The sequence below is a fragment of the Bacteroides sp. 214 genome (genome assembly GCF_010501015.1).
Lineage (GTDB): Bacteria > Bacteroidota > Bacteroidia > Bacteroidales > Bacteroidaceae > Bacteroides.
This window is the reverse complement of record NZ_QVML01000006.1, coordinates 184,416-197,146: the sequence shown is the minus strand read 5'-3', so window position 1 is coordinate 197,146 and position 12,731 is coordinate 184,416. Positions and strand designations below refer to the sequence as shown.

The 12,731-nt window shown below is 45.6% G+C and carries 11 protein-coding genes and 1 pseudogene; 8 read left to right on the top strand and 4 right to left on the bottom strand.

Going from position 1 to position 12,731, the window contains the following annotated elements:
- Positions 1-126: 126 nt before the first annotated feature.
- From D0T50_RS06690 to D0T50_RS06660, 7 genes and pseudogenes are all read left to right on the top strand, one after another.
- On the top strand, positions 127-1,506 hold the full coding sequence (locus D0T50_RS06690) for a hypothetical protein (protein WP_163222737.1): 1,380 nt from the start codon (positions 127-129) through the stop codon (positions 1,504-1,506).
- A gap of 45 nt (positions 1,507-1,551) precedes the next feature.
- A pseudogene (locus D0T50_RS06685) lies at positions 1,552-2,093 on the top strand (CatA-like O-acetyltransferase).
- 87 nt (positions 2,094-2,180) lie between these two features.
- Positions 2,181-3,515 carry a hypothetical protein gene (locus tag D0T50_RS06680; RefSeq protein WP_163222736.1) on the top strand — a complete coding sequence of 445 codons (1,335 nt, stop codon included), beginning with the start codon at positions 2,181-2,183 and terminating at the stop codon, positions 3,513-3,515.
- Positions 3,516-3,587: 72 nt separating this feature from the next.
- Entirely contained in the window at positions 3,588-3,821 is a 234-nt protein-coding gene (locus D0T50_RS06675; RefSeq protein ID WP_163222735.1) for a DUF2007-related protein, read from the top strand.
- A gap of 73 nt (positions 3,822-3,894) precedes the next feature.
- The gene (gene proB, locus D0T50_RS06670) at positions 3,895-4,977 is read left to right on the top strand and encodes a glutamate 5-kinase (protein WP_163222734.1); all 1,083 of its coding nucleotides are present in this window, start codon (positions 3,895-3,897) and stop codon (positions 4,975-4,977) included.
- Between the two features lie 4 nt (positions 4,978-4,981).
- Positions 4,982-6,235, top strand: coding sequence for a glutamate-5-semialdehyde dehydrogenase (locus tag D0T50_RS06665; RefSeq protein ID WP_163222733.1), 1,254 nt, complete (start codon positions 4,982-4,984; stop codon positions 6,233-6,235).
- Between the two features lie 13 nt (positions 6,236-6,248).
- Positions 6,249-7,205, top strand: a complete 957-nt coding sequence (locus tag D0T50_RS06660) for an acetylornithine carbamoyltransferase (RefSeq protein ID WP_163222732.1) — start codon at positions 6,249-6,251, stop codon at positions 7,203-7,205.
- Positions 7,206-7,212: 7 nt separating this feature from the next.
- On the opposite strand, the gene D0T50_RS06655 is transcribed toward D0T50_RS06660, so the two are convergent.
- Genes D0T50_RS06655 through D0T50_RS06640 form a run of 4 tightly spaced genes read right to left on the bottom strand, consistent with a single transcriptional unit; the run spans position 7,213 to position 11,051 of the window.
- Positions 7,213-8,364 carry an acyltransferase gene (locus tag D0T50_RS06655; protein ID WP_163222731.1) on the bottom strand — a complete coding sequence of 384 codons (1,152 nt, stop codon included), beginning with the start codon at positions 8,362-8,364 and terminating at the stop codon, positions 7,213-7,215.
- 12 nt (positions 8,365-8,376) lie between these two features.
- Complete coding sequence (locus tag D0T50_RS06650; RefSeq protein WP_163222730.1) at positions 8,377-9,351, bottom strand: D-alanine--D-alanine ligase; 975 nt, start codon at positions 9,349-9,351, stop codon at positions 8,377-8,379.
- The gene (locus D0T50_RS06645) at positions 9,351-10,424 is read right to left on the bottom strand and encodes an RluA family pseudouridine synthase (protein WP_163222729.1); all 1,074 of its coding nucleotides are present in this window, start codon (positions 10,422-10,424) and stop codon (positions 9,351-9,353) included. Before D0T50_RS06645 ends, D0T50_RS06650 begins: the two co-directional genes overlap by 1 nt.
- 12 nt (positions 10,425-10,436) lie before the next feature.
- The gene (locus D0T50_RS06640) at positions 10,437-11,051 is read right to left on the bottom strand and encodes a PASTA domain-containing protein (protein ID WP_163222728.1); all 615 of its coding nucleotides are present in this window, start codon (positions 11,049-11,051) and stop codon (positions 10,437-10,439) included.
- Between the two features lie 133 nt (positions 11,052-11,184).
- On the opposite strand from D0T50_RS06640, the gene D0T50_RS06635 reads away from it, so the two are divergent.
- Entirely contained in the window at positions 11,185-12,597 is a 1,413-nt protein-coding gene (locus tag D0T50_RS06635) for an alkaline phosphatase (RefSeq protein WP_163222727.1), read from the top strand.
- Positions 12,598-12,731 lie beyond the last annotated feature (134 nt).

Sequence of the window (12,731 nt, the reverse complement as noted above, 5' to 3'; positions counted from 1 at the left end):
CTAATCTCTTAAAACAACGCTGACGATAATATGTTCATTATCGCGACTTTTCGCTGGATGCGAATAGATATTAACAAAAAAGATATATATTTGTATTCATTAACAACAAACTAATTTATTACACGTATGAACAAAATTAAAATTCTCTTAGCTTTACTGATCACATTGTTTTCTATGTGCGATATGCACGGTCAAGACAACAAGGATTACAACTTGAAAGCGTATGAAGTGCCCGACATTGCTAGAAACACATTAGACTTCTCACTTATGGCAACGGGAGCTTATCACAAAAGTAAACATGAAATTGATGACCTAACGTCCAAAGCGTACAGCTTCAGTGGCGGGTTCAAAAGTATGTTCAATCGATATACAGATACACGCAAGTTTTTTGGTAGCCATAAGGCTCTGTTGGGAATACACAACTATAAGGCACGAACACCAGCTACAACAGATATGGATTATGAGAGTAAACAAAAAACATTCTATGCCAATGTTTACTACTCAAACATTAGCCGTTTCTACTTTAAAGATAACTTCTTTTTTGCCACAGGAGGTAGCCTACAATACGAGTTCAACAGAATGAAAATTAGGTCATATACAGAAAAGGAAACAACTCTTCAAGCTGAAATTCCGGTAGGGATTGGCATGGGGCGCATGAAAAATGTAACAGAAGTACATCAAGCCATTTATATACTACAAGAGCTAACCAAGAAAAATATTCTCAAAAGAGAACTCTCGAGTGATGAAACGCTTGCCCTAGCACAAATTATGGCTACGGCTAAAAACAAACGTTTTCTCAACGCCGGCAAACGAATGAGAACAGAAGTAAACCAAGTAGATTCCTTCTTTATAGCCAATAACATGTTTGCAGATAACACTACTGCCTATTCGACCATATTACGTGATTTTTGGAAAACAAGCGATCTTTTCGAAAGAAAAGCCGGAATCGTATATTCAGCCGGAATAAACACATCTTACAACTATCAGAAGAAAAAGATGGAGGAACCTGGTTTAAGTCGCAATGGTAGTATGGATAACGATTGGTTCTCCTTCAACCCTTTCTTGCTGTTGCAATACGAAAATCCAGTTAGTGTTCATTGGCAGCACACAGCAACTTTGTCGCCCAATTTTGATTACACAGAAATCAAGTCGGGTGATAACGAAAACACTAACAAGGGCTTCCAAATAGATGCTCTGTATCGATTGGGATTCTACCCAACACCACGAACAAACATTAGCTTGACGGCCACTGAAAAGATGAGGTGGGGCAAACATGCATTTAAATATTCAATTCAACCTACAACAAACTCAACATCATTTTCTGCCTCTACACAATTGGCGCTTGATCTTTGTTATTATGTAACACACAATATACGTGTAACCGGCAGCGCAACTTTACAACACTCGTACTCGAAGAGTAAAATCCCTCTTCTTGATACTAACCCTTATGTAATAAAAGGAATAACGGCCAGCTATATGATTGGCTTAGCCTATGTGTTATACTAAGGATTAAGAAAATACTGTAGCCTAATCATCAAAACTCCATTATTTATGAACCTAAGAAAAAGAACAATCGATAAAGCCCGTTGGAGTCGCAGGGAGCATTTCGAACATTTCAGCACTTTCGACGACCCCTTCTTCGGAGTTACCATCAACGTAGATTGCACAAACTCATATCGTCAAGCCAAAGAGAAAGGAGTTCCCTTTTCGCTATTGGTGTTGCATCGCGTCATTACGGCAGCCTGCAAAATAGAGGAGTTTCGTTACCGCATAGAGGGAGATATGATGCCGATGAAGCCATCTTTATACAGAAGGCGCGGGAGGAAATGGAGCGTCTGCAACAGACCACCGGGTTGAACAAAAGCGGGGTGTTTCATCCCAACGCCATACACTACTCGGCTGTGCCGTGGCTCAGTTTCACCGACATGAAGCACCCTACGAATATGCGTTCGGGCGATAGTGTTCCGAAAATATCGACAGGGAAGTTCTTCAACGAAGGAGAAAGGCTGCTAATGCCTGTTTCGGTAACCTGCCACCATGGATTGATGGATGGGTATCATGTGGCACGGTTTGTGGAGGTGTTGGAATTATAGGCTAATAAAAATTGTAGTATTCAGAAAAAAATAGATAGATTTGTAACAAACCATTTTTTATTAATAACAAACTAATACTCTATATTTATGAAAAACGTTAAACTCATTTCAACCTTATCGGTTATTTTGCTTTCCGTATGCACCATGTTTGGTCAGACTTACCAAGAGTACAAAACCCCTACCATTGTTAGAAGTAGCTTTGACCTGTTGCTTCAGGCAACCGGTTCCTACGAAAAACAAAGAACCGATTACTATAAAACCAACAGCCATGCCTTTGCTGCCGGACCCGAATTTGCTTTCGTTACCTACAAAGAGACTAGTAGCTCATTTACTAACCATACATTCTTATTAGGTGCGGAATTTGGGAAGTATCGCAGCAAAGAAAAAAGTCGTGGATCAACTGATAGATTAAAAGCAAATACAACAGAAGTAGCTGCTGCCTACTCGCTCACCAAACGTTTTTACTTCGAGAAGAACGCGTTCTTTGGCACTGGAGGAGGCCTCACGCTTCAATACGAAAATTACAATCTGCGAGGAAGCGACTATTCAAACAAAAACACACTCTTTCAGGCTATGCTTCCTCTAGAAGTGGGTAGTGGTCGCCTCAAGCATGTTACAGAGGTGTATCAGGCAGCCTACCTGCTGAAAGAACTCGCAAAGAAGAACGCACTAAAAAGAGAACTTACCACCGACGAAGAGTTGGCATTGGCACAGGTAATGGCTACCGCCAAAAACAAACGTTTCCTTAACTCGGGCAAACTACTGACAGAGGAAGTAGCAGTTGTGGACTCTTTTCTACAAGCCAAAAACTTACTTACCGATGATGGATCCGCCTACACCACCACGCTAAACAATGTTTGGAAAACAAGTGCTTTGTTTGAAAGGAGAGCCGGAACAGTATTCTCGGCAGGGATGAACACCTATTACCATTATATGGAAGCAGAAGAGTGGAAAGAAGAGACAGACGGTGATGCCTTTTCGTTCAACCCCTTCCTCTTGTTTCAATACGAAAAACCAATGAATCTTCGTTGGCAACATAGCATAGCCGTATCTCCCAACGCTATGTTTACAAAGATGGATAATATAAAGAACAGATACTTTGCCCTGGAAGCTATGTATCAACTGGGCTTTTATCCCACGCAACGAACAAACATCAACCTCGCCGTTGCCGGAAAGCTGCTATCGGGGAAACAAATCCCAAGCAACCCGGATCGTTGGAACCCCAGCAAAAAAATTACTGAAACAAGCATAGGTATATCGCTTACCGGCTCCCATTATATCACTCCGCACCTACGCGTAACAGCTCAAATCAACGGTTCGTTCGATCATCAGAAGCAAAGGCCCAACGGCACCTATACCGATTACAAAACAAACCTCACCAAAGCAAATTATGTGATTGCGTTTGCGTATGTATTGTATTAATAAAAAAGCCACTCCCGTAAACAGAAATCTTCCGAATATTGTTATATTTGTATAAACCAAAAACAGACAGATATGAAAGAGAAAGAAGACAAAGCTCTGGTCGAAGCTTTTGTAGGCAGCCCATGGGAAGCCGAATTGGTAAAAGGATTGCTGGCGAGTAACGACATACAAGTTGTGCTCAGAGACGGCATATTGGGAACCCTCGCACCCTACTTTAGCAACGGGGTGACGATTATGGTAACGCAAGACGATTATGAAGCAGCTATGCAGATTATCAGGGATAGAGAAAAGGAAGAGAACGAATAGGAAAGCGATTTTAGTATAAAATATAACAATTCGACAAAAAACTCCTATCTTTGCGTTTCAAATTGTTAGCAAAATGAAGCAAAACTATGCACGCATAGCCGTAAAGATAGGAAGCAATGTGCTGACCCGCGCGGATGAGACGCTGGACGTAACCCGTATGTCAGCCCTGACAGATCAGGTTGCCCGGCTGCACAAACAGGGAGTGGAGGTAATTCTTATCTCTTCGGGAGCTGTAGCGTCGGGACGTAGTGAAATAAAGCCTACCCGCAAGTTGGATAGTGTAGACCAACGCCAACTTTTCTCGGCAGTGGGACAAGCCAAACTCATCAACCGATACTACGAACTGTTTCGCGAGCACGGCATCGCTGTTGGGCAGGTACTCACCACCAAAGAGAACTTCGGAACACGAAGACACTACCTCAACCAACGAAAATGTATGACGGTGATGCTCGAAAACGGCGTCATACCCATTGTAAACGAAAACGATACCATATCGGTTACCGAACTGATGTTTACCGATAACGATGAACTCTCCGGACTCATTGCCGCAATGATGGATGTACAAATGCTGGTTATCCTCAGCAATATAGATGGTATATACAACGGTAACCCTGCTGACCCCGACACCAGCGTGATACGCCACATAGAGCAAGGACGGGATATATCGAGCTACGTGCAACCCACGCACTCCAACTTTGGACGTGGTGGCATGATTACCAAAACCAACATAGCACGCAAGGTTGCCGATGAAGGAATAGCCGTCGTCATTGCCAACGGAAAGAAAGATAACATTCTTATAGACCTGATAGAACGCCCCGAAGAGACGATTTGCACCCGTTTCGTGCCGGCTGCAGAAGGTACTTCGAGCGTAAAGAAGTGGATCGCGCATAGCGAAGGGTTTGCCAAAGGAGAAATCCACATGAACAACTGCGCTACCGAAGTAATGACTTCGGAGAAAGCCGTCAGCATACTACCGGTAGGAATAACACGCATAGAAGGTGAGTTCGAGAAAGACGACATCGTGCGGATTATCGACAACAACGGGAAACAGATAGGCGTGGGACGCACAAGCTACAGTTCGGAGCAAGCACGCGCTGCGATGGGCAAACATGGCAAAAAACCTGTTATACACTACGATTACTTACATTTATATTAACCGCATGGAGTCTTTAACGAATACATTTACGGCGGTTCGAAAAGCAAGCCGCAGCTTGTTGTCGCTTACCGACAAACAAATCAACGAAGTGCTTTGCGCGGTAGCAGATGCCGCAGTAGCCAACACAGACTTCATCCTTGCCGAGAACGCAAAAGACCTCGCACGGATGGACAAAGCCGATCCTAAGTACGACCGGTTATTACTTAACCGCAAACGAATAGAAGATATCGCTGCCGATATGCGCAGCGTGGCTTCCCTACCCTCTCCGCTTGGCAAGGTATTGAAAGAAACTACCCGTCCCAATGGGATGAGACTCAGCAAAGTATCTGTGCCGTTCGGTGTAATTGGCATCATCTATGAGGCACGCCCCAACGTTAGCTTCGATGTTTTTTCACTCTGCTTCAAGAGTGGCAACGCCTGTATCCTGAAAGGAAGCACCGATGCGCACGACTCCAACCGGGCTATTGTATCCGTTATTCATGAGGTGCTGAATAAGTATCACATAGACACCTATGCCGCTACGCTCCTACCTGCCGACCGCGAAGCAACCAACCAACTGCTACACGCTGAGGGCTACGTAGACTTGATTATTCCGCGCGGCAGCAGCAACCTCATTCACTTTGTGAGACAGAATGCCACCATTCCTGTTATTGAAACAGGCGCGGGCATCTGCCACACCTATTTTGACGAATATGGTGATGTAGCGAAAGGCGCACGTATCATCAATAACGCCAAGACACGCCGTGTAAGTGTATGCAACTCGCTGGATTGCGTGGTGCTTCACGCAAAACGGCTGAACGATCTGCCGGCATTGTGCCAGGAGTTAAGTAAGAGTAATGTAGTCATCTATGCCAACAGTGCCGCCTACAAAGCCCTTGCGGGTAACTATCCTGCCGAACTACTGAAACCTGCTACAACAGAGAGCTACGGCACGGAGTTTCTCTCCTACACCATGTCAGTTAAAACAGTAGCAAACATAGAGGAAGCCATAGAACACATTACCGACTACTCCTCCAAGCACAGCGAATGCATTGTTACGGAAGAAGAAATACACGCCCGCCGCTTTGTGCAGATGATAGACGCCGCCTGTGTATATGTCAATGTTTCCACCGCATTTACCGATGGAGCACAGTTTGGCTTGGGTGCGGAGATTGGCATCAGCACACAGAAGCTGCATGCACGTGGCCCTATGGGATTGGAAGAAATAACGTCTTACAAATGGATTATCCAAGGAGACGGACAGATAAGAACACAATAAGAAAGAAAAAAATATGAGAAATTTTACCTGCGTTCAGGACATTGGCAATCTGCAGGATGCCCTGAAAGAAGCTTTTGAGATAAAGAACGACCGTTTCAAATATGTAGAGCTGGGTCGCAACAAAACGTTGATGATGATTTTCTTCAACTCCAGCCTACGCACCCGCCTGAGTACACAAAAAGCCGCGATGAATCTTGGCATGAACGTGATGGTGCTGGACATTAACCAAGGTGCATGGAAATTGGAAACCGAGAGAGAAGTAATTATGGATGGCGATAAGCCCGAACACATCCTCGAAGCCATCCCTGTAATGGGTAGCTACTGCGACATTATAGGTGTGCGTGCCTTTGCCCAGTTCGAGAACCGTGACGAAGATTATCAGGAAATGATTATCAACCAGTTCATAGAACACTCCGGCCGACCGGTATTTTCGATGGAAGCCGCTACGCGCCATCCACTGCAGAGTTTTGCCGACCTCATTACTATTGAGGAATACAAGAAGACCCCTCGTCCTAAGGTAGTGCTTACGTGGGCTCCGCATCCTCGCGCGTTGCCTCAGGCTGTGCCCAACTCCTTCGCCGAATGGATGAACGAAACAGATTACGATTTCGTCATTACCCATCCCCAAGGTTATGAACTTGACCCCGCCTTTGTAGGGAAAGCAAAAGTAGAGTACGACCAGATGAAAGCCTTTGAAGGTGCCGACTTTATTTATGCCAAGAACTGGGCAGCATATAGCGGTGATAACTATGGAAAGATATTGAGTACAGACCGTTCGTGGACTGTAAGCGACCGTCAGATGGCGGTAACAAACAATGCTTACTTCATGCATTGCCTGCCTGTACGTCGCAATATGATTGTAACGGACGACGTTATTGAAAGTGCACAATCCATTGTAATCCCCGAAGCTGCGAACAGAGAAATATCGGCAACAGTGGTATTGAAAAGATTGTTGGAGGGGTTGCGATAGCAGCCCGCTACCCCTTCAATGCCGCCAAATAGTTCTTCAACGGGTTGGCATACATCAGCAGCAGTTTATGACGTAAGAATGGTATGTCTTTGTTGGGTAAATCAATCTTATCTAACTGTCCATTGATGTATTCTTCGAACCGTGCCTTTTCCTTCAAAGAATAGTGCGAAGCAAAGATATTGCTGTCATTGAGCAAATCGAGTGCTACATAATTGCCGGGATACATGCGATAGTTGCGATGAATCTGTGTGTCGATGAGTGAAACAACCTGTGGCACAAGCTCCGCTTTAGGCAGCGTGCGATCTAATTTCTGCAATTCGCCGGTTATGCAGGTTCCTGTTTGCAGATGTACCCTTCCCTTATAACCTATCAGCCCTGTCTTCATGTTTTCCAAATCATCTTGCTGCGATTTCTTAAACGTAGCATCATCTCTCTTTTGTTGAAACTCTTTAGCTTTGAGGAAGTCGCACGGATCGTATTCATAAGAAAGGGCAAGGGGTGTGATGTTCATCTCCGTCAAGCTGTCTATCATGTTTCCTTCTTTGCCCATCGCTATCATCTTGACGATACTTTCTTGTGTACGATCGTTAGAATCTTTGGCACGCCCTTCGCGTTGTGCTATCCAGATAGAGTGTTTCTTTTCGGTGATAGTATAGTGCATGTAGCGCGACATTCGAGCCGATGACTCCAATATCTGGCGCATGGTTAGCCCACGTTGCACGATAAACGATTTTACCACCCGCACCAGTTTTTTTATCCACGGGTACACCAACAGGTTGTCGCCAATAGCTATTTCCACCGTCTCCATGCCATTGTCCAATAAGAGGATGGAAAGGAACCCCGAGTCGAGAATGATGTCGCGATGGTTGGTAATAAAGGTATAAGCCGCTTCTTTGCTGGGTAGCGACGTAAAATCGCCTGTAAGACCGTCCGAGAAATTGTTTGCGAACATCCACATCAGCCTATACACAAGCTGGCGTTGAAGCTCGCTCTTTGTTTTGCATTGGCGCATCTTTGCCGCGAACTGGTCGAAAGGGATGTCTGGAAAAGCAACCGCCACCATGTTGCGGAAAGCGGGGTCGGCAATCAGTTCCTCGTATATTTGAGGCAGCTCTTCATCGTGATACGGACGAATTTCGTCAAACTCGGTTGTATTCATACCCATAGAGACTTAAAATTTATCTTCAATAATCTCGGTCAAGACGTTTTTCAGTTCGAGTCCAGCAGCGCGTACTTGCTGTGGCACGAGGCTGGCTTGCGTCATTCCGGGAGTGGTGTTTATTTCCAGTAGGTTTATTTTATTGTCGGAGGTTACGATGTAATCAATGCGGATAATGCCCGAGCAACCCAGAATATCGTAAACAGCCGAAGTAAGCAATTGAATACGCTCTGCCAACTCTTCGGGGATAGGCGCCGGTGTTATCTCTTCGGAGGCACCGTTGTACTTGGCTTCGTAGTCGAAGTATTCGTTTTTGGAAACAATCTCGGTGAGTGGCAGCACCACTTCGTTCTTCTTTGTTTTGTAGCACCCGCAGGTTATTTCCCTCCCGGGAACAAAAGCTTCGATGATAACCTCGCTGGATTCGCCGAAGGCAGCTTCGATAGCAGGCTGTATCTGTTCTACTGTTTTTACTTTGGTGATGCCAAAGCTTGACCCGCCTTGGTTGGGTTTGATGAAGCACGGCAGTCCTACTTTGCTCACTACTTCTTCGTCGAGTATTTCGAAGCCTTCGCGCAGCATAAGCGATTCGGCTACACGGATACCAAATCCTTTGAGGTACTGGTTGCAAGCAAACTTGTTGAATGTAAGTGCTGCAGGAAGTACACCACAGCAAGAGTGCGGTATTTGCAACATTTCTAAATAGCCTTGCAGGATTCCGTTTTCGCCCGGTGTGCCGTGAATGGTGATGTAGGCAAAGTCGAAGGTAACGCGCTGCTCATTATGAACGAAGCTAAAATCGTTGCGTTCTATAGGTGCCACGCTGCCATCGGGCAAGCGAACTTCCCAGCGCAATCCTTGCATCTCTACTGTGTATACCTGATATTTTTCTTTGTCTATGGCGGCATAAATGGTTTCGGCGCTACGTAGCGACACGGGTAGCTCCGAAGAGTCTCCACCGGCAATGACAGCAATTGTACGTTTCATTATTCTATTTCTCTGTTACTAATGTAGTTTCTCCATTTCTCCAGCAGCTGCGTCATGTCTTGGGGTAGCTGCGTGGTAAAGTCCAGGTCTTCGCCCGTAAGCGGATGCTCAAAGCCGAGCGTCAGGGCATGGAGCGCCTGTCGCGGACAAATGTCGAAACAGTTGTTTACGAATTGTTTATACTTACTAAAGTGGGTTCCCCTCAGTATTTCGTCGCCTCCATAGCGCGCGTCGTTAAAGAGGGTATGACCGATGTGCCTCATGTGTGCACGTATCTGGTGTGTGCGTCCTGTTTCGAGGCGACACTCCACAAAGGTGACATAGCCAAAACGCTCGAGCACACGGTAATGCGTTACGGCGTATTTCCCCACAAAAGGGTCGTCAAAGACTTTCATCTGCATGCGATTGTTGGGGTCGCGTGCGAGGTTGCCTATGATAGTCCCTTCGTCGACCTCGACATTGCCCCACACAAGGGCACGGTAGAGCCTGCGGGTGGTTTTATTAAAGAACTGAAGACCCAGATTTGTTTTGGCTCCGGGCATTTTTGCCACGACCAACAGGCCAGATGTATCTTTGTCTATGCGATGCACCAGTCCCACATGCGGGTCGTTGGCATCGTAATAAGGATTACTTTTCAGGTGCCACGCGATGGCATTGACCAGCGTGCCGGTATAGTTGCCATGTCCGGGGTGTACCACCATCCCAGCGGGTTTATTGATAACCATCAAACAATCGTCTTCATACACGATGTCGAGGGGAATGTCTTCAGGTATTATGTCGTTGTTGTAGGGCGGACGATTCATCATAATCGTCACCACCTGGTCTGGTTTTATGCGGTAGTTGCTCTTCACAGGTACTCCGTCTACATGTACGAAACCTGAGTCGGCAGCATTCTGTATGCGGTTGCGCGACACATTGGGTATACGGTCGTGCAGGAACTTGTCCACCCGTATAAGCGTTTGTCCCTTGTCTGCCACCACACGGAAATGTTCGTATAAATCGGGTGCGCTATCTCCCGAGTCTATATATTCAATGTCGTTATCTTCTATTTCGTCCTGATACTCTTCTATCATCAATATAGCGTGTTAAAACCAAGATTCGTCTATCTCCGCGCTGTCTACCGCCAAGGAGTCTGTCACCACCACTTCCTCACCACTACCCACCACGAGCGTAAGTGTGGCGCCAACGGGTACTTTATCTGTTGGTGTAAGTTCGTTGCCGTTGTACTTCACGGCATATATCCAGTCGCGTTCGCCGGGAATCAGTTCTACTTCATCGAGTTTGAAGCCTGCTGCCAATATGCGTGCCTCTCCCTGACGGAAGGAACTGTTATCCGCCACATCGGGTACTGCTATCAGGGGTGTATTATTTGTATTTACGGTGAGATAAATTAATCTTCCCTTCTTCACCCGCGATCCGCTCTCCGGGTTGTGTTCCAGCACCACTCCGGGTAGTTGATCCTTTGCATAGGTAGAGTCAGCTATCACACAAACAAGGTCATTGTCGTTAAGAACTTTGCGTGCCTCCTGAAAGCTTTTTCCTTTTAGAGTGGGCACTACCACCGCCTCGCCATGATGCGTATAGCGGTCTATCCCTCTTAACGAAAAAAAGATGAGCACACCTGCTACAACCACCATTGCCAAAAGGCTTCCCCAAAACAAAAAGTTCTTCTTGAAAGAAAAGAATTCTTTAATCGTCATAATCTTTAAACCATTTATGTACAAAAAGAGGTTTCAAAGATAGTGCAAAAAAAAAGAATAAAAGATTTTTTTCGTACCTTTGCTTACCTTTCAATATAAGGGTTATATCTAATCAATAAAAATAATCTATGTTATGAAACGAATTACGTATCTATTTTTGATTCTATTTATCTCTTGTACAGCTGCGCTGGGACAAGGAAAAGCTAAGTATGTTTTCTACTTTATTGGCGATGGAATGGGAGTAAACCAGGTGAATACCACCGAGGTATACCTCTCCGAGCTTCAAGGAAATACCGTTGGAGTTGTGCCACTTCAATTTACTCAATTCCCGGTAGCGGGCATGGCCACTACGTTCTCGGCTACTCACTCTGTTACCGACTCGGCCGCCGGAGGTACAGCATTGGCTACCGGACAAAAGACTTATAATGGTGCTATCGGTGTAGGAACAGAGTACGAACGAATCACTACCATAGCCGAAAGAGCAAAACAATCGGGCAAAAAGGTGGGTATAGCCACCAGCGTAAGTATAGACCACGCCACACCAGCATCCTTCTACGCGCATCAAACCTCGCGTTCCAAATATTACGAAATAGCGATGGATATACCTGCATCTAATTTCGATTTCTTCGCAGGGGGTGGCTTTATACGACCTACTACCAGCTACGAAAAGAAAGAAATGCCAAGCATCTATCCCATTCTGGAAGAAGCGGGCTACACCATCGCAAGAGGATATGATGACTATAAAGCGAAAGCAGCCTCGGCAAAGAAAATGATTTTGATGCAGCAAGAAGGCAAAGATCCGGGATGCATTCCCTATGTGCTCGACCGCAAAGAAGACGACCTCACCCTGCCGCAGATTACACAGAGTGCCATCGATTTCCTGATGAAGGACAACAAAAAAGGTTTCTTCCTCATGGTAGAGGGTGGAAAGATTGATTGGGCATGCCATAGCAACGATGCCCACACGGTTGTAACGGAGGTTATAGACATGGACGAAGCCGTAAAAATAGCTTTCGAGTTCTACAAAAAGCACCCCAGAGAAACATTGATTGTAATCAGTGCCGACCACGAAACGGGTGGTGTAGCCGTAGGATCCAGTAGTTACATGACCAACTTCAAGGCGATGCAGTATCAGAAACAATCGTTGCCTGCACTCTCCGACAAGGTTAAAGAGATCAGAAAAGAGAAAGGACACAATACCACGTGGGAAGAGATGAAAGCGTTGCTTACCCAGACGATGGGATTCTGGAAAGAGCTACCCATAAGCTGGACACACGAAAAGATGCTCCGCGACTCTTTCGAAGAGTCTTTCTCTGCTGCCGCCAACGTTATTATGGTAGAGAGTATGTATGCCAAGAGCGAGCCACTCGCAGCGAAGGCTAAAGATGTGATGAACGACATTGCACGCTCCTACTGGACAACTACCGGACATACAGCGGGTTACGTTCCTGTGTATGCCATTGGTGTAGGTTCGGATATGTTCAAAGGAAAGATAGACAACACCGACATTCCCAACCGCATTGCCAAGATAGCGGGCTATAAGTAAACGGTCCGAATGCTATAAGTATCCGATGTTATGTCATAACTAAAGGGGCTGTCTCAAATTGGTGAGATGGCCTTTTTCCTAGATATTCATGTCTTTTTGCCAGTGCATTGGCAAAGTTGTGCCAACGCATTTGC

Bases quoted from the DNA above. Each gene is read 5' to 3' on its own strand.
- D0T50_RS06680 (WP_163222736.1), top strand. From the start codon at position 2,181: ATGAAAAACGTTAAACTCATTTCAACCTTATCGGTTATTTTGCTTTCC.
- D0T50_RS06660 (WP_163222732.1), top strand. From the start codon at position 6,249: ATGAGAAATTTTACCTGCGTTCAGGACATTGGCAATCTGCAGGATGCC.
- D0T50_RS06655 (WP_163222731.1), bottom strand. From the start codon at position 8,364: ATGAATACAACCGAGTTTGACGAAATTCGTCCGTATCACGATGAAGAG.
- proB (WP_163222734.1), top strand. From the start codon at position 3,895: ATGAAGCAAAACTATGCACGCATAGCCGTAAAGATAGGAAGCAATGTG.
- D0T50_RS06650 (WP_163222730.1), bottom strand. From the start codon at position 9,351: ATGAAACGTACAATTGCTGTCATTGCCGGTGGAGACTCTTCGGAGCTA.
- D0T50_RS06665 (WP_163222733.1), top strand. From the start codon at position 4,982: ATGGAGTCTTTAACGAATACATTTACGGCGGTTCGAAAAGCAAGCCGC.
- D0T50_RS06635 (WP_163222727.1), top strand. From the start codon at position 11,185: ATGAAACGAATTACGTATCTATTTTTGATTCTATTTATCTCTTGTACA.
- D0T50_RS06640 (WP_163222728.1), bottom strand. From the start codon at position 11,051: ATGACGATTAAAGAATTCTTTTCTTTCAAGAAGAACTTTTTGTTTTGG.
- D0T50_RS06675 (WP_163222735.1), top strand. From the start codon at position 3,588: ATGAAAGAGAAAGAAGACAAAGCTCTGGTCGAAGCTTTTGTAGGCAGC.
- D0T50_RS06690 (WP_163222737.1), top strand. From the start codon at position 127: ATGAACAAAATTAAAATTCTCTTAGCTTTACTGATCACATTGTTTTCT.
- D0T50_RS06645 (WP_163222729.1), bottom strand. From the start codon at position 10,424: ATGATAGAAGAGTATCAGGACGAAATAGAAGATAACGACATTGAATAT.